This is a genomic window from Dyella solisilvae, from assembly GCF_003351225.1.
Lineage (GTDB): Bacteria > Pseudomonadota > Gammaproteobacteria > Xanthomonadales > Rhodanobacteraceae > Dyella > Dyella solisilvae.
The window spans coordinates 42,902-57,349 of record NZ_QQSY01000003.1 but is presented as its reverse complement, the minus strand read 5'-3'; the positions used below and the strand labels follow the sequence as shown (position 1 = coordinate 57,349).

The window sequence follows — 14,448 nt, the reverse complement described above, 5'->3', positions numbered from 1 at the left end:
GCATTGATCGGGGCGGCCCGCGCCGCCTCGTCGGAATAAGAAAACGGAATCGACGATGAAGCGTATCGCCGCCCTGATCCTGCTTGCCTCCCTCTCAGCCAATGTCCTCGCCTTCGAGCCCTTCGTCGTCTCCGACATTCGTATCGACGGCCTCAGCCGCATTTCCACCGGCACGGTGCTCAACTACCTGCCGATCAACAAGGGCGATCGCCTGACCAACGATGGCGCCCAGCGCGCGATCCGCGCCCTGTACCAGACCAAGTTCTTCAGCGACGTGCAGATCGATCGCGAGGGCGACATCATGGTCATCAAGGTGGTGGAGCGCCCCTCCATCGCCAAGCTCAACATCCGCGGCAACAAGGACATCAAGGAAGAGGATCTGCGCAAGGGCCTGAAGGAGATCGGCCTGTCCGAAGGTGAAGCCTTTGACCGCCTCTCGCTGGACCGCGTGCAGCAGGAACTGATTCGTCAGTACTACAACCGCGGCAAGTACAACGTGTCGGTCGAACCGCACGTGACCCAGCTCGATCGCAACCGCGTCGCCATCGACATCGAGATCCGCGAAGGCAAGGTCGCGAAGATCAAGGAAATCAACATCGTCGGCAACAAGGCGTTTACCGACAAGGAGATCCGCTCGGGTTTCGAGTCGGACACGTCCAACCTGATGTCCTGGTATTCGAAGGACGACCAGTACTCGCGCGAGAAGCTCAGCGGTGACCTGGAAAAGCTGCAGTCCTACTACATGGATCGCGGCTACGCCGATTTCGGCGTCGACTCCACCCAGGTCACCATCGCGCCCGACAAGCGTTCGATGTACATCGCCGCCAGCGTCAAGGAAGGCGACATCTACACCATTTCCGACGTGCACCTGCTCGGCGAGCTGATCCTCCCCGAGGATGCGCTGCGCCAGCTGGTGTACGTGCACAAGGGCGACACCTTCAACCGCAAGGCGATCGAGTCGAGCACCAACGCGATCAAGACCGTGCTGGCCAGCATCGGCTATGCGTTCGCCAAGGTCACCCCGGTGCCGAAGCTGGACAAGGACAAGCGCACCGTCGACCTCACGCTCTACGTCGAGCCGGGCAAGCGCGTGTACGTGCGCCGCGTGATCTTCCAGGGCAACACCCGCACGGAAGACGACGTGCTGCGCCGCGAAATGCGCCAGCTCGAGGGCAGCTGGTTCTCGCAGCCGGCGATCGACCGCTCGAAGATCCGTCTGCAGCGCCTGGGCTACTTCAAGACCGTCAACATCGACAAGGCCCTGGTGCCCGGCACCGAGGACCAGGTCGACCTGACCGTGAAGGTGGAAGAGCAGTCCGCCGGCAGCCTGATGTTCGGCGTGGGCTACTCGCAGTACTCGGGCATCATCCTGTCCGCGTCGGTGTCGCAGAACAACTTCCTGGGCACGGGTGACAGCTTCAGCGTGGGCGCGTCGCGCAGCGACTACTCCACCGCGATCAACGCCACCTACTTCAACCCGTACCTCACCGACAGCGGCGTGGGCATCGGCTATACCGCCGGTTACACCAAGAGCAACTACGGCGACACCAACAGCACGTTCGTCAACTACGAGAGCTCGCTGAAGTCGTTCTCCTCCTTCCTGAGCTTCCCGATCTCCGAAACGGACAACGTCCGCGCGGGCCTGGGCATCAGCAGCAACAAGATCAACCTCGCCTACCAGCAGCAGGTTCTCGACGTTAACGGCAACCCGACCGGTCAGACCGAGACGGTGAACTACTCGCCGCAGGTGCTGATCGACTACCAGAACGCGCTCGGCCACCAGACGGTCCATACCTGGGACGCCACGCTGGGCTGGACGCACGACACCCGCAACGGCTACTGGGCGCCGACCCGCGGTGGCCTGGTCTCCCTGTCGACCGACGTAGCCCTGCCCGGCTCCACCGTGCAGTACTACAAGATCATGGGCGAGGCGAACCACTACTTCCCGATCGGCAAGGGCTTCGTGCTGTACCTGGACGGCCAGGTCGGCTACGGCAAGGCCTACGGCCAGACCTTCCAGTACGACGGTGGCACGACCTACAAGGCCGGCGACCCGGTGACCTACCCGTTCTGGGAGAACTTCTATTCGGGTGGTGTGCGCGACGTGCGCGGCTTCCAGGACAACACCCTGGGCCCCCGTGTCTGCGTGGGCACGGACGCCAACGGCAAGCCGATCCAGCCCGCCTCCGACGGCACCTGCGCAGGCAGCGTGTACGGCTACGCGCAGCCGCTGGGCGGCGCCTTCAAGGTGCTGGGCACGGCGGAGCTGTACCTGCCGCTGCCGTTCCTCAAGGACATCAACACGGCTCGTGTGTCGTGGTTCGTCGACGTCGGTAACGCCTACGAGAACTACCAGAGCTTCACGGCCAAGACGCTGCGCGTCTCCACCGGCCTCTCGCTGCACTGGCAGGCGCCGATCGGCCCGCTGATCATCAACTTCGCGCTGCCGGTCCGCACGCAGGCGGACGACGGTCACTACGAAGAGCGCATCCAGTTCACCTTCGGCAGTCAGTTCTGACGACCCGAATCGCCTGAAATACTGGGCAATGGAGAGCGCGGCCATGCCGCGCTTTCTTTTTTGGCGCGCGTGGGCGGGGATCACGCCCTACAATGCGCGGATCGCAGGGAGCCCGAACCATGAGTGTCTTCAAGACCACCGTATCCGAACTTGCCGAGCGCTTCGGCCTCGCCTTCCATGGCGACGGCGCGCGCGTCATCGATGGCGTGGGCACGCTGGCCGGCGCGGGTCCGAGCCAGCTCAGCTTCCTCTCCAACAGCAAGTACGCCTCCCAGCTCGGCGACACCCGCGCCGGCGTGGTGGTGATGCGCGAGGAACAGGTCGCCGACAGCCCGGTGCCGGCGCTGGTCGCCCGCGACCCTTACGTCGCCTACGCGAAGATCGCCGCCCTGTTCGAGCGGCTGCCCGCCGCTCCGGCCGGCATCCATCCCAGCGCGGTGGTCGCCGCCGGCGCACGCGTGGCGCCCACCGCCAGCATCGGCCCGGGCTGCGTGATCGACGAGAGCGCGGTGATCGAGGACGGCGCCGTGCTCGGCCCCCATTGCATCATTGGCCCTGAATGCACGGTCGGCGCGCAGAGCCGGCTGGTGGCGCGCGTGACCCTGGTGATCCGTGTCACCCTCGGCAAGCGCGTGCTGGCGCATCCGGGCGCGGTGATCGGCTCGGACGGTTTCGGCCTGGCCTTTGACCGCGACCAATGGATCAAGCTGCCCCAGCTGGGTGGCGTGCGCATCGGCGACGATTGCGAGATCGGCGCCAACACCACCATTGATCGCGGCGCCCTGGACGACACCGTGCTGGAAGAGGACGTGCGCCTCGACAACCAGATCCAGATCGCCCACAACGTCCATATCGGCGCGCATACGGCCCTGGCCGGCTGCGCGGCGGTGGCCGGCAGCGCCAAGATCGGCCGCTACTGCATGATCGGCGGCAATGCCGGCGTGCTTGGCCATCTGGAAGTGGCCGACCGGGTTACCATTACCGCCAAGAGCCTGGTCACGCACTCGATACGCGAGCCCGGCGAATATTCTTCGGGCGTGCCATTGCAGGAAAACCGCCAGTGGCGGCGCAACGCGGCCCGTTTCAAGCATCTCGACGAATACGCGCGCCGACTCTCGGCGCTGGAGAAGGACAGCAACAATGACTGACCACACCGTGCCTTTCCACCTTCCGGTGAACGTGGAACAAATCCAGCAGCTGCTGCCGCACCGTTATCCGTTCCTGCTGGTCGACCGCGTCATCGAGCTCGTGCCGGACAAGCGTGCGGTGGCCATCAAGAACGTGACCATCAACGAGCCGTTCTTCCAGGGCCACTTCCCCGGCCACCCGGTGATGCCCGGCGTGCTGATCATCGAGGCGATGGCCCAGGCTGCAGGCCTGCTGACGCAGATCTCCAGCCGCCTCAAGGGCACCACCGGCAGCCCGCTGTTCTACCTGGCCAAGGTCGACAACGCGCGCTTCAACGCCCCCGTGGTGCCGGGCGACCAGTTGCGCCTCGAAGTGGAGCTCAAGCGCCTGCTGCGCAGCATGGGTCTGTTCGAAGCGCGCACGATCGTCGACGGCAAGGAAGTTGCGAGCTGCGAGCTGATGTGCGCCGCGAGGACCGACAAATGATCCATCCCACCGCGCAGATCGATCCCACCGCCGTCATCGCCGCGAACGTCTGCATTGGCGCTTACAGCGTGATCGGCGCCGGTGTCGAGATCGGCGAAGGCACGGTGATCGGCCCGCATGTGGTGATCGAAGGTCCCACGCGTATTGGGCGCGACAATCGCGTCAGCCAGTTCGCCTCGCTGGGCGGCGACCCGCAGGACAAGAAGTTCCAGGGCGAACGCACCGAGCTGGTGATCGGCGACCGCAACCAGATCCGCGAATACGTCACCATCAACCGCGGCACGGGCGACGGTGGCGGCGCCACGCGCATCGGCAACGACAACTGGATCCTGGCCTACGTGCACATCGCGCACGACTGCCAGATCGGCAACCACACGGTGTTTTCCAACTACTCGGCGTTGGCCGGCCACGTCGAGATCGGCGACTGGGTGGTGATGGCGGGCTTCTCCGGCGCCCATCAGTTCTGCAAGATCGGTGCGCATGCGTTCATCGGCATGGGCTGCCTGCTTGGCTCGGACGTGCCGCCGTTCGTGACCATGGCAAACGATCAGCGCGGCCGCCCGCGCGGCATCAACAGCGAAGGCCTCAAGCGCCGCGGCTTCGACGCCACGCGCATCTCGGCGATCAAGCGCGCGTACCGCACGCTCTACATGGCCGGGCTCACCCTCGCTGACGCGCGCGAACAGCTGGCGACGCAGGCGACGGACAGCGAGGACGTGCGCGCCATGCTCGAGTTCCTGGACCGTAGCGAGCGTTCGCTCGCTCGCTGACCAGCACCGCCGACAGGGGCATCCCTGTCGGCGATTCACGATGGGGGATTGCCATTGTTGCCGAGCTTGAGCCATGCCCCCTGCTGACACCGTGACGCCCTCCCCGCTTATCGCCCTCATCGCCGGCGAAGATTCCGGCGACCAGTTGGGCGCCGACCTCATCGCCGCGCTTCGCCGTCGCTATCCCGACGCTCGCTTCGTCGGCATCGGTGGCGCGCGCATGCAGGCGCAGGGCTTCGAGTCCTGGTACGACATCAAGGAACTGTCGCTGTTCGGCTTCGCCGAGGTGGTCTCGCACCTGCCCCGCCTGCTGCGACTGCGCAAGGAGCTGGTGGCGCGCCTGGTTGCGGCCAAGCCCGCGGTGGTAGTCGGCATCGATGCGCCGGACTTCAACCTTGGCGTCGAAAAGCGCCTGCGTGAAGCAGGTCTGCGCACGGTGCACTATGTCAGCCCCTCGGTGTGGGCCTGGCGCGAGAAGCGTGCGGAGAAGATTGGCCGCAGCGCAGACCGCGTGCTCTGCCTGTTCCCGATGGAACCGGCGATCTATGCCCGCCACGGCATCGACGCGCGTTTCGTCGGGCATCCGCTGGCCGACCGTTTCGCAATGGTGTCCGATCGCGCCGGCGCGCGCGACTTCCTCGGCCTGCCGCACAACGTGCCCGTGCTCGCCGTGCTGCCTGGCAGCCGGCCGTCCGAGGTATCGATGCTGGGTCGTGGCTTCATCGACGCCGCCCGCAAGGTCGCGATGCAACTGCCCGGCCTGCGCATCGTGATTCCTGCCGCCAATGAACGCGTGAGCGCCAGCCTCAAGGCGCTGCTGGGCGATGCAACCGGCGAAGACGCGCCCGTCGTGCTGGAAGGCCATGCGCATGAGGCCATGCTGGCCGCCGACGTGGTGCTGCTCGCCTCGGGCACCGCCACCCTGGAAGCCATGCTGGCCAAGCGGCCGATGGTGGTGGGCTATCGCGTGTCGCCCATCAGCTACCGCATCGCCCGTGCACTGAACATGCTCAAGACCGATGTCTACTCGTTGCCCAACATCCTCGCGCGCGCCAGTGGCATGGGCTCCGATGTCCTGCTCGTGCCAGAGCTGATGCAGGACGACTTCACCGCCGACAAGCTCGCCGCGGCGACGCTGGCGCTGTTCCAGGACAGCGAACGTCGCGGCGCCGTCGTAGCCGCCTTCGAGCAACTGCACATGGCGTTGCGTGGCGATCTGGAAGGCCATGCCGGTGACCTGGCGGCCGCCGCCGTGGCGGAACTGGTGGAGGCTGGTCATGCCCGCTAGGTCGACCCGCGCCAAGACCGCCGCCGTCGCCGAAGCGCGGCTCATCGCCGGCGTCGATGAAGCCGGTCGCGGCCCGCTGGCCGGACCGGTCGCCGTTGCTGCGGTGATCCTCGATCCCGCCCGCCCGATCGTCGGCCTCAACGACTCCAAGAAGCTCAGCGAGGCGCGCCGCGAAGCGCTGTATCCGCAGATCATCGAGCAGGCGCTGGCGCACTGCGTGGTGATGGTGACGGCCGAGGAAATCGATCGCATCAACATCTACCAGGCGACCATGGCCGGCATGTGCCGGGCGCTGGCCGGATTGGCCACGACGCCGCACGAAGCCTTGATCGACGGCAACGCACTGCCGCGCGACCTGCCCTGCGCCGGCCGCGCGATCATCGGCGGTGACGCGCTGGAGCCCGCCATCAGCGCCGCCTCAATCCTGGCCAAGGTGACGCGCGACCGCTGGATGGTCGCGCTCGACAGCGAGCATCCCGGCTATGGCTTCGCCGTGCACAAGGGCTACGGCACGCCGGCGCACCTGGAGGCGCTCAAGCGGCTGGGCCCCTGCCCCCATCACCGGCGCAGCTTCGCCCCGGTGAAACTGCTGGTCGACCAGGGCGTGCTGTTCTGAATGCCGCGTTGATATGGACGTCCATATCAACGCTACTGAGTCGTGCCGCCAATGCAACAGCGGGGCCAATCGCCGCCGCGCGAAGCATGCCCAATGGGCCACGTCACCCTCATGTCACGGAGTTAGAATAGCCTTGACTCACGGGAAGCCGTGACCTGCGACACGGACCCGGCAAAGTCAGGAGGCGACGGACAGCCCGTTGCCGTAGCACTTTGATACTGCTTTCGACGAGGCAACCTTTTTCGCCATTGCTGCATCCGAACGGATACAGGAAGCGAAGCCGCCGGGCCGCTCGAGCCCACGCCAGACCTACCGATACGCCCCCATCCGCGGCGCGGTGCACTTCCAGCTCAGGCAAGGACGCATGATCCACCCCGCGTGGCCCTGCGAGCCATGCGGCCTTCAACACCTATGCGCGCATTTGACCGCAGGAGTCGTGTCATGACGCTTCCCAACCGCCCGCACAACGCCACACCGCTGGACGCCAATCCAAACGTGACACCTTCGTCGCAGCTCACCAACGACGAGATTGCAGCCATCCGGGATGCCGAATACCAGCACGTGGATTACGACCTGCATCCACTCAAGGTGCAGGGCCTTGAGCACTACATCGACAGCCCCGCGTGGGAGCAGCGCTTCCATATCTGGTAAACCAACAGGCATCGCGACGACGGACTCCGAGGTTATCCGTCGTCGCAGGGACGGGAGAGATCAGCCGTCCGTGCGCAGCCGGCTGTTGCGGTAGCCGTAGCCCACGTAGATCAGCATGCCGATCACGGTCCAGCCGGCCAGCAACAGCCAGTTGCCCTTGTTCATCTGCGCCAGCAGGAACAGGCACACCAGCACGCCGAGCGAACACACCACCGGCGCCGCCGGCACGCGGAAGCCACGCGGCAGTTCCGGGCGCGTGCGACGCAGCACCAGCACACCCACGCACACCGTGGCGAAGGCCAGCAGGGTGCCCATCGACAACAGGTCGCCGAGCAGGCTCAGCGGAAACACCGCCGCCAGCAGGCCGCCGACGGCGCCCACCAGCAGGGTCGTGCGGTGCGGTGTCCTGAAACGCTCGTGCACCGCGCCGAACACCTGCGGCAGCAGCCCGTCGCCGGCCATGGTGTAGAGGATGCGCGCCAGGCCCATGTGCATCACCAGGATCACCGACGTGAGGCCGGCCACCGCGCCCACCTGGGTCAGCAGCTTCAGCCAGGCGAGCGACGGATGCGCAGCCAGCGCCGTGGCCACCGGTTCGGCCGTGGCCAGCTGCGCATAAGGCACCAGGCCGGTGAGCACCGCCGCCACCACGATGTACAGCACCGTGCAGATCGCCAGCGAGATCAGGATGCCCGCCGGCACGTTCTGCTGCGGATTGCGGGTTTCCTGCGCGGCAGTCGCCACCGCGTCGAAGCCGATGTAGGCGTAGAACACGCTGGTGGCGGCGCGGAACACCCCGGACCAGCCGTAGTGGTCGTCGCCCAGGTTGGCCGGCACGTAGGGATGCCACAGCGAGGTGTCGATGTACTGCACGCCGAACACCACGAACAGGATCACCACCAGCACTTTCAACGCCACCACCACGCTGGCGAACAGGGTCGATTGGCGCGTGCCCGCGTAGAGCAAGGCGGTGATCGCGGCCACCACCAGCAACGCCGGCAGGTTGATCCACGCCCCTGTCGCCACGAAATGGCCGTCGCGGAACGCCAGCGGCGCATTGGCCAGCACGGTCGGCACGTCCATACCCAGGCTGTGCAGCAGCCCTACCCCATAGCCGGACCAACCCACCGCCACCGAGGACACCGCCAGCAGATATTCGGCCACCACGTTCCAGCCGATGAACCAGGCGAGCAGTTCGCCGAAGGTGGCATAGGCGTACACATAGGCGCTGCCCGACACCGGCAGCATCGCGGCGAACTCCGCGTAGCTCAGGGCCGCCAGCGCGGCGGCCAGGCCCGCCAGCACGAAGGAGAGGGTCAGCGCCGGCCCGGCATGCTCGGCCGCCGCCTGCCCGGTGATGACGAAGATGCCCGCGCCGATCACCGCGCCCACGCCCAGCACGATCAGGTCCTTCAATCCCAGGGTGCGGCGCAGGTTGTCATTGGCCGAGAGTGACGCCTCGATGGGCTTGATGGAGAACAACGAACGGATCAGGGACATGGGGAGCGCCTTCGGCAGCCGCCAGGAGCTGCCCGCTTTGCAGGGTAAAGCGCTGAACCATGCCAGCCGTCTTCGCCACCCGCAACCGCCATTGGTACGGACCAACCCGGGGACATCCTGGCGCCCAAGTTGCGCTAGGCTGCCGCCAGGGGGAACACCATGAAACAAACCATTCGCATCGCGCTGGCCGTGGCGGCTCTGGCGCTCGCCACGCTGTGCCAGGCGCATCCCGATACCGGAGACATCCCGCCCGACTTCCTCGGCCATGATCGCCATGGCGCCGACGTGCGCGTATCCGGCTTCCACGGGAAGGTGGTGATCGTCAGCTTCTGGGCGTCATGGTGCCGCTACTGCCTCAAGGAGATGCCGATACTGGCGGCCATCCAGAAGAAGGTCGGGTCGGATCAGTTGCAGGTCGTTGGCGTCGACCACGACGACGACATGGACCTCTTCAGGAAGACTCGCTACCGCTGGAAGGACCTGGACGTGATTCTCACCTACGAGCCGTCCGACAACAGCATTTCCAAGCCGTACGGCATCAAAGGCTTGCCCTACATGGTGATGATCGGCCGTGACGGACGCATCGCCCACATCCACGTGGGCTATGGCGAGGACGAACTGGACGGCATCCTGGCCGAGCTGCAGGATCTGCTGAACGCGCCGGCGCCTGCCCCGAGTACAGCGACTGCCCCAAGCGGCGCGTAGCCATCGGGGCGGCTTGCCGGACGCATGTCAATTCTTGCCCACCCCGCCCCTCGCCGGTAGGCTGGCGTTCCATCCTGCGCGCGCGCCATGTCCGTCCGCTTCGCTCACCTCCACCTGCACAGCGAGTACTCGCTGGTCGACTCGACCATCCGTATCAAGGGACTGGTCGACGCCTGCGTGCGCGCCGGCATCCCGGCCGTAGCGCTGACCGACGACAGCAACATGTTCGCGCTGGTGAAGTTCTACAAGGCCTGCAGCGCGGCCGGCATCAAGCCGATCGGCGGCGCGGACCTGTGGGTGAGCGCGCCGGATGATCCGCGCCCGTGGCGTCTCACCGTGTTCTGCCAGAACCACGAGGGCTACCTCAACCTGTCGCGCCTGGTGTCGCGCGCCTGGCGCGACGGCCAGCACAGCGGCCGCGCCATGGTCGACATGGCCTGGCTCACGCCGCAGGCGACGCATGGCCTGATCGCCTTGCTCGGCCGCGAAAGCGAGGCCGGCCGCATCGCGGTGAACCAGGGCGTCGATGCCGCCGCCGCGCGCCTGCGTCCATTCGCCAGCCAGATGGCCGACCGCCTGTACCTGGAGCTCACCCGCACTGGTCGCGAAGGCGAGGAGAACTGGAACGCCGCTGCGCTCGGACTGGCCGCCGAACTCGACCTGCCGGTGATCGCCAGCAACGACGTGCGCTTCCTCAAGCAGGAAGGCTTCGAGTCACACGAAGCTCGCGTGTGCATCAACCAGGGTCGCGTGCTGGCCGACCCCAAGCGCCCGCGCGATTACAGCGACCAGCAGTACCTGAAGACGCCCGAGGAAATGGAGGCGCTGTTCGCCGACATTCCCGAAGCGCTGGAAAACACCATCGAGCTGGCCAAGCGCTGCACGCTTGAACTGAGCTTCGGCACGTACTACCTGCCCGACTTCCCGGTGCCCGAAGGCCATGACCTGGCCAGCTACATCCGCGAGCTTTCCCGCGAAGGCCTGAAGGAGCGCCTGGCGTTTGCCGGCGTCGCGCCAGGCCGCACGCAGGAGGAATACGAAACACGCCTGGAACGCGAGCTGGACGTCATCATCAAGATGGGCTTCCCCGGCTACTTCCTGATCGTGGCGGACTTCATCAACTGGGGTAAGCAGAACGGCATTCCGGTGGGCCCGGGCCGTGGTTCGGGTGCCGGCTCGCTGGTGGCGTGGGTGCTGAAGATCACCGACCTGGACCCGATCCAGTTCGACCTGCTGTTCGAGCGATTCTTGAATCCCGAACGCGTGTCGATGCCCGACTTCGACATCGACTTCTGCATGGATCGCCGCGACGAGGTGATCGACTACGTCGCGCGCAAATACGGCCGCGACCACGTCAGCCAGATCATCACCTACGGCTCGATGGCGGCCAAAGCCGTGCTGCGCGATTCGGGCCGCGTGCTCGGCATGGGTTACAACGCCGTCGACCGCATCGCCAAGCTGATTCCCGCGCGTCCGCTCGACCTCACGCTGCAATGCGCGCTGGGCCGTTCCGAGAAGGCCAAGAAAGAGCCCGATCGTATCGTCAAGGACTTCTGCGACCTGTACGAGCAGGACGAGGAAGCGCGCACGCTGATCGATCTGGCGCTCAGCCTGGAAAGCATCACGCGCGGCGTCGGCAAGCACGCCGGTGGCGTGGTGATCGGTCCCAAGCCGCTCACCGAATTCGCGCCGCTGTACTGCGAACCGGGCGGCGCGGGCGTCGTCACGCAGTACGACAAGGACGACGTGGAAGCCGTCGGCCTGGTGAAGTTCGACTTCCTGGGCCTGCGCACGCTCACCATCATCGACTGGGCGGTGAAGGCCATCAACGCACGTCGCGCGGTGAATGGCGAGGATGCGCTGGATATCGCGGCGATTCCCACCGACGATCCGGCCGCCTACGACGTGCTGAAGAAGGCGCAGACCGTCGCCGTATTCCAGCTCGAATCCTCGGGCATGCAGCGCATGCTCAAGGATGCCAAGCCCGACCGCTTCGAGGACATCATCGCGCTGGTGGCGTTGTATCGCCCCGGCCCGATGGACCTGATCCCCAGCTTCGTCGCCCGTAAGCACGGCCGCGAGGAAGTGGTGTATCCCGACCCGCGCGTCGAGCCGATCCTGAAAGAGACCTACGGCATCATGGTCTATCAGGAGCAGGTGATGCAGATGGCGCAGATCGTGGGCGGCTATTCGCTCGGCGGCGCCGACCTGCTGCGCCGCGCGATGGGCAAGAAGAAGCTCGAGGAAATGGCGAAGGAGCGCGCCAAGTTCCGCGAAGGCGCCGCCAAGGACGGACTCACCGGCGAGAAGGCCGACGAGATCTTCGACCTGATGGAAAAGTTCGCGGGCTACGGCTTCAACAAGTCGCACGCTGCCGCCTACGCGCTCGTCTCGTACCACACCGCCTGGCTGAAGGCGCACTACCCCGCCGAGTTCATGGCCGCGACGATTTCGTCGGACATGGACAACACCGACAAGGCGGTGACCTTCATCGACGAGTCGAAGGCGATCGGCCTGAAGGTGCTGCCACCTGACGTGAACGCCTCGGAGTTCATGTTCGTCGCGGTGGAACCGAAGGTGATCCGCTACGGCATCGGCGCCATCAAGGGCGTGGGCCAGGGCGCGTGCGAGGCCATTGCCGACGAGCGCCGTCGCGGTGGCGCGTATACGGACCTCGCAGACTTCTGCCGCCGCGTCGATTCGACCAAGCTCAATCGCCGTGTGCTCGAAGCGCTGATCCTGTCCGGCGCGCTCGACGCGCTGGCGCCGAATCGCGCGAGCCTGATGGCGCAGTTGCCGAACGCCATGAAGGCGGCGGAACAGCATCTGCGCAACAAGCAATCCGGCCAGAACGACATGTTCGGCGCGTCCATGTCCTTTGAGAGCGGGGGCGCCACCGCGCCGACCGTCGAAGTGGACCTGCCGGTGGTGGCCGCCTGGCCGCTGGAGCAGTTGCTGCAGGGCGAGCGCGACACGCTCGGCCATTACCTTTCTGGCCATCCCACCGATCCGTGGAAGGAAGAGCTGGCCCAGCTCTCGACCTGCCCGCTGGGCGAGATCGCCGATCGCTACCAGCCACCGAAACCCCGCAAGAACGATGGCGATGACAACCGCTTCCGCCGTGGCCCGGATACCCCGTGGACGGTAGCCGGCATGGTCACCGGCGTGCGCAAGCGCGGTGACAGCGATGCCTTCGTACGGCTGGAAGACGGCACCGGCATCATCGAGGTGAGCTTCTTCGGCGAGTTGTACCAGCAGGTCGCCCCGCTGCTGGTTCGCGATGAATTGCTGGTGGTCGAAGGCGGCCTGCGCATCGATGATTTTTCCGGTGGCGGTTTCGCCGTGCGCGCCCGCAGTGCGCTCAGCCTGGGTGACGCCTGCCGTCGCTATGCCCGCCTCCTGCGTTTAAAACTGAACGGCGTCGGCCCCAGCTTCATCGACGACCTGCGCCGCACCCTTGCCGGCTACCGCGGCGGACGCGCCAGCGTGGTCCTGCACGGCTATCACAACCAGACCGCCCAGGCTGACCTGGAGCTGGGTGAGGACTGGCGCGTCGACGCCATTCCGGAGCTGCTTCGCGCCATCCGGACCATACCGGGCGTGGAAGCGGCCAAGCTGCGCATTGTCAAAACGGATGATCGTCCGCCCAGGGGCGACTGAATTATTAGAAGTGAGTTAAGAGAAGTGAGAAGTGAGAGAAAGCGGGCTGGCTCTCACTTCTCGCTCCTCTTCCCTGTTCTCCTTGCTTCCCCATACGCCCCCGTTCCCGCGAATTTTCCCAGACCGGTATACTGGACCGCTTCCGTGTCCCGAACTGCACCGAATGAATCCCAACTTCCTCGATTTCGAACAACCGATCGCCGAGCTGGACGCGAAGATTGAAGAGCTTCGTCACGCCAGCCACGGGCAGGCGTTCAACATCGACGAAGAAGTCGCCCGCCTGCGTGAGAAGCTGAAGCTCAAGACCAACGAGATCTTCCGCAACCTCACGCCGTGGCAGGTCACCCAGCTGTCGCGCCATCCGGGTCGCCCCTACACGCTCGACTACATCAGCGTGATCTGCGACGAGTTCCATGAACTGGCCGGCGACCGCGCCTATGCGGACGACGCCGCCATCGTGGGTGGCATTGGTCGCATCAACGGCCGCTCGGTGATGATCATCGGCCACCAGAAGGCACGCGATACCAAGGGCAAGGTGCGCCGCAATTTCGGCATGCCGCGCCCCGAGGGTTACCGCAAGGCGCTGCGCCTGATGAAGATGGCCGAGCGTTTCGGCCTGCCGCTGCTCACGCTGATCGACACCCCTGGCGCCTATCCCGGCGTCGGCGCCGAGGAGCGCGGCCAGTCCGAGGCCATCGCCCGCAACCTGCTGGAAATGGCCGACCTCAAGACGCCCATCGTCTGCACCGTGATCGGTGAAGGCGGCTCCGGCGGTGCCCTGGCCATTGGCGTGGGTGACCGCACCGTGATGTTGCAGTACTCCACCTACTCGGTGATTTCGCCTGAAGGCTGCGCGTCGATCCTCTGGAAGAGTGCGGAGAAGGCCAAGGATGCCGCCGAGGCGCTTGGCCTCACGGCCCCACGCCTGCTGGAGCTGGGCCTGATCGACAAGGTGGTGCGCGAGCCGCTGGGCGGCGCGCATCGCAATCCGCATTCCATGGCCGTGCGCCTGAAGGCGGTGCTGCTCAACCAGCTCGACGAGCTGGAAGCGATGCCGATCAAGGACCTGATGGAACAGCGCTACAAGCGCCTGCGCGGCTACGGCGCGTTCGTCGAGTAAGCCGCC

Annotated in this window: 11 protein-coding genes; 10 read left to right on the top strand and 1 reads right to left on the bottom strand. The window is 65.9% G+C overall.

Going from position 1 to position 14,448, the window contains the following annotated elements:
• Window positions 1–55 precede the first annotated feature (55 nt).
• The 7 genes from bamA (at window position 56) to DVT68_RS12380 (ending at window position 7,457) form a co-directional block, all read left to right on the top strand.
• Window positions 56–2,518 (top strand): outer membrane protein assembly factor BamA, encoded by a 2,463-nt coding sequence (gene bamA / locus DVT68_RS12410; protein ID WP_114825416.1) that lies wholly within the window; start codon window positions 56–58, stop codon window positions 2,516–2,518.
• A 119-nt stretch (window positions 2,519–2,637) separates the two neighbouring features.
• Window positions 2,638–3,666: a UDP-3-O-(3-hydroxymyristoyl)glucosamine N-acyltransferase gene (lpxD, locus tag DVT68_RS12405; RefSeq protein ID WP_114825415.1), complete on the top strand. Its 1,029-nt coding sequence runs from the start codon at window positions 2,638–2,640 to the stop codon at window positions 3,664–3,666.
• Complete coding sequence (gene fabZ / locus DVT68_RS12400) at window positions 3,659–4,132, top strand: 3-hydroxyacyl-ACP dehydratase FabZ (protein ID WP_114825414.1); 474 nt, start codon at window positions 3,659–3,661, stop codon at window positions 4,130–4,132. Before lpxD ends, fabZ begins: the two co-directional genes overlap by 8 nt.
• Window positions 4,129–4,902: an acyl-ACP--UDP-N-acetylglucosamine O-acyltransferase gene (lpxA, locus tag DVT68_RS12395; protein ID WP_114825413.1), complete on the top strand. Its 774-nt coding sequence runs from the start codon at window positions 4,129–4,131 to the stop codon at window positions 4,900–4,902. The genes fabZ and lpxA overlap by 4 nt, the downstream gene beginning before the upstream one ends.
• Before the next feature lie 73 nt (window positions 4,903–4,975).
• Complete coding sequence (gene lpxB / locus DVT68_RS12390) at window positions 4,976–6,190, top strand: lipid-A-disaccharide synthase (protein WP_114825412.1); 1,215 nt, start codon at window positions 4,976–4,978, stop codon at window positions 6,188–6,190.
• Entirely contained in the window at window positions 6,180–6,806 is a 627-nt protein-coding gene (gene rnhB / locus DVT68_RS12385; protein WP_114825411.1) for a ribonuclease HII, read from the top strand. The genes lpxB and rnhB overlap by 11 nt, the downstream gene beginning before the upstream one ends.
• 441 nt (window positions 6,807–7,247) lie before the next feature.
• Window positions 7,248–7,457: a hypothetical protein gene (locus DVT68_RS12380; protein ID WP_114825410.1), complete on the top strand. Its 210-nt coding sequence runs from the start codon at window positions 7,248–7,250 to the stop codon at window positions 7,455–7,457.
• A gap of 60 nt (window positions 7,458–7,517) precedes the next feature.
• Here the strand turns inward: DVT68_RS12380 and DVT68_RS12375 are convergent, their stop codons facing one another.
• Complete coding sequence (locus DVT68_RS12375; RefSeq protein WP_114825409.1) at window positions 7,518–8,957, bottom strand: amino acid permease; 1,440 nt, start codon at window positions 8,955–8,957, stop codon at window positions 7,518–7,520.
• A gap of 159 nt (window positions 8,958–9,116) precedes the next feature.
• Here DVT68_RS12375 and DVT68_RS12370 point away from each other — a divergent pair, with 159 nt between their 5' ends.
• The 3 genes from DVT68_RS12370 to DVT68_RS12360 all read left to right on the top strand — a co-directional run bounded on the left by DVT68_RS12370 (window position 9,117) and on the right by DVT68_RS12360 (window position 14,442).
• Window positions 9,117–9,662 carry a TlpA family protein disulfide reductase gene (locus DVT68_RS12370; RefSeq protein ID WP_114825408.1) on the top strand — a complete coding sequence of 182 codons (546 nt, stop codon included), beginning with the start codon at window positions 9,117–9,119 and terminating at the stop codon, window positions 9,660–9,662.
• A gap of 87 nt (window positions 9,663–9,749) precedes the next feature.
• Entirely contained in the window at window positions 9,750–13,322 is a 3,573-nt protein-coding gene (gene dnaE, locus DVT68_RS12365; protein ID WP_114825407.1) for a DNA polymerase III subunit alpha, read from the top strand.
• A 163-nt stretch (window positions 13,323–13,485) separates the two neighbouring features.
• The gene (locus tag DVT68_RS12360) at window positions 13,486–14,442 is read left to right on the top strand and encodes an acetyl-CoA carboxylase carboxyltransferase subunit alpha (protein ID WP_114825406.1); all 957 of its coding nucleotides are present in this window, start codon (window positions 13,486–13,488) and stop codon (window positions 14,440–14,442) included.
• Window positions 14,443–14,448: the final 6 nt, after the last annotated feature.

Bases quoted from the DNA above. Each gene is read 5' to 3' on its own strand.
- bamA (WP_114825416.1), top strand. From the start codon at position 56: ATGAAGCGTATCGCCGCCCTGATCCTGCTTGCCTCCCTCTCAGCCAAT.
- lpxD (WP_114825415.1), top strand. From the start codon at position 2,638: ATGAGTGTCTTCAAGACCACCGTATCCGAACTTGCCGAGCGCTTCGGC.
- fabZ (WP_114825414.1), top strand. From the start codon at position 3,659: ATGACTGACCACACCGTGCCTTTCCACCTTCCGGTGAACGTGGAACAA.
- lpxA (WP_114825413.1), top strand. From the start codon at position 4,129: ATGATCCATCCCACCGCGCAGATCGATCCCACCGCCGTCATCGCCGCG.
- lpxB (WP_114825412.1), top strand. From the start codon at position 4,976: ATGCCCCCTGCTGACACCGTGACGCCCTCCCCGCTTATCGCCCTCATC.
- rnhB (WP_114825411.1), top strand. From the start codon at position 6,180: ATGCCCGCTAGGTCGACCCGCGCCAAGACCGCCGCCGTCGCCGAAGCG.
- DVT68_RS12380 (WP_114825410.1), top strand. From the start codon at position 7,248: ATGACGCTTCCCAACCGCCCGCACAACGCCACACCGCTGGACGCCAAT.
- DVT68_RS12375 (WP_114825409.1), bottom strand. From the start codon at position 8,957: ATGTCCCTGATCCGTTCGTTGTTCTCCATCAAGCCCATCGAGGCGTCA.
- DVT68_RS12370 (WP_114825408.1), top strand. From the start codon at position 9,117: ATGAAACAAACCATTCGCATCGCGCTGGCCGTGGCGGCTCTGGCGCTC.
- dnaE (WP_114825407.1), top strand. From the start codon at position 9,750: ATGTCCGTCCGCTTCGCTCACCTCCACCTGCACAGCGAGTACTCGCTG.
- DVT68_RS12360 (WP_114825406.1), top strand. From the start codon at position 13,486: ATGAATCCCAACTTCCTCGATTTCGAACAACCGATCGCCGAGCTGGAC.